Below are 1,549 nucleotides of genomic sequence, written 5' to 3'. Positions count from 1 at the left end.
GAGAACAATATATCCCCACAAAGGAGAGCAATAACAATGTTGCCAGGAGGAGCCGGATGATTGGGAACAGTCATGTCCGGTTCTGGAGGAGAGTTCTAGGGGGGAACCCCTAGTTCGACTCTAATAAAATCTACCACTGCTGGAGAAATTACCAACACTCAGCCGCAAGTAGTTACAACAGCTAACAGTGCTAACCCAGATGTTAATGATAAACAAGATCTAGCTATGGATTCTAGTTCAGAAAGTGAAACCAATATGGATCAGGCGGTTACAACACCGTCGGGCTTGAAGTACATTGACCTAGTTGAGGGTGAGGGAGCAACCCCTGAGAAGGGACAGACGGTAGTGGTTCACTACACTGGTACCCTGGAGGATGGCAGCAAGTTCGATAGTTCTCGCGATCGCAATCGTCCTTTTTCCTTCACAATCGGTGTAGGACAGGTTATTAAAGGCTGGGATGAAGGGGTTAGTTCTATGAAGGTTGGTGGTCGTCGTCAGCTGATCATTCCCCCAGACTTGGGTTATGGTGCCCGTGGTGCCGGTGGGGTGATTCCGCCTAATGCTACGTTGATTTTTGATGTGGAATTGTTGAAGATTAACTAGTAAATTAAATTCAATTGATTAACTTATTCAGCGATGAACTGAATAATTGCTCCCAGTTAGTGACTTCTTGCTGATTGGGAGTTTTAGTTAACATAATAACACTAGAAATAGCATCGCATTTTTGTTACAAAAGATTAATAAAACCTGGGGACAAAACTAAAGTGCAGAACTCAATCATTCGATTAAATAGTATTTGATTAAATCTATGTCCTGTAAATAACGTTAGATAAAATAACGTTAATTTTTGACCTATAATAATTCCAAAATAACCCTCAGTGTAAGCATATGCGCTACGCGCACGCTACGCGAACAGCCGTCAGCGGTCAGCAGTCAGCTTTTCATAACTCAGATTAAACTTTTGCTTACTTGTTTGATTCAAAAGTTCCGTAGCTTCCTAATCGCCCATAAGCACATCAAGTAGCACCTCAATTAGCGCATTAGCTGATGGCTGATGGCTGATAGCTGTTCGCGCAGCGTGCGCATAGCGCATATGCTTACGCCTCAGTTGTGGTAGGTTACACTCTTTGATTTGCCATATTCAGGAACTTGGTTAACCCAGGTTTAAAGATAAGTTTCACCGTTCCTGTCGGACCATTACGATTTTTAACAATAATGACTTCTGCGGTATCTCCATCTGGTGAATCTGGGTTATAATAAGAATCCCTATAGAGCATCATGATTAAATCCGAGTCCTGTTCGATAGAACCCGATTCTCTCAAATCCGACATCATGGGTCGTTTGTTCGTGCGAGATTCCACAGCTCGACTTAACTGAGACAGAGCAACCACTGGGACTTTCAGTTCCCGAGCTAATCCTTTCAGAGAGCGAGTAATCCGAGACAACTCCTGAACTCGATTTTCACTACCACTGCCTTCCATTAACTGTAAGTAATCGATTAAAATTAACCCCAATGGGCTCCCTTGGGCTGCTTGAAGACGACGAGCAT

General features: G+C 43.3%; 2 protein-coding genes. One reads left to right on the top strand and one right to left on the bottom strand.

Annotation, left to right across the window (positions count from 1 at the left end):
* Positions 1-123: 123 nt before the first annotated feature.
* Positions 124-603, top strand: coding sequence for an FKBP-type peptidyl-prolyl cis-trans isomerase (locus F6K49_RS47785; RefSeq protein WP_293109602.1), 480 nt, complete (start codon positions 124-126; stop codon positions 601-603).
* Positions 604-1,118: 515 nt separating this feature from the next.
* Here the strand turns inward: F6K49_RS47785 and F6K49_RS47780 are convergent.
* On the bottom strand, positions 1,119-1,549 hold a 431-nt coding region (locus tag F6K49_RS47780), incomplete at its 5' end, for a DnaB-like helicase C-terminal domain-containing protein (RefSeq protein ID WP_293109600.1).

This window comes from Moorena sp. SIO3I6, from assembly GCF_010672095.1.
This window is presented reverse-complemented; position numbering and strand designations above follow the sequence as displayed.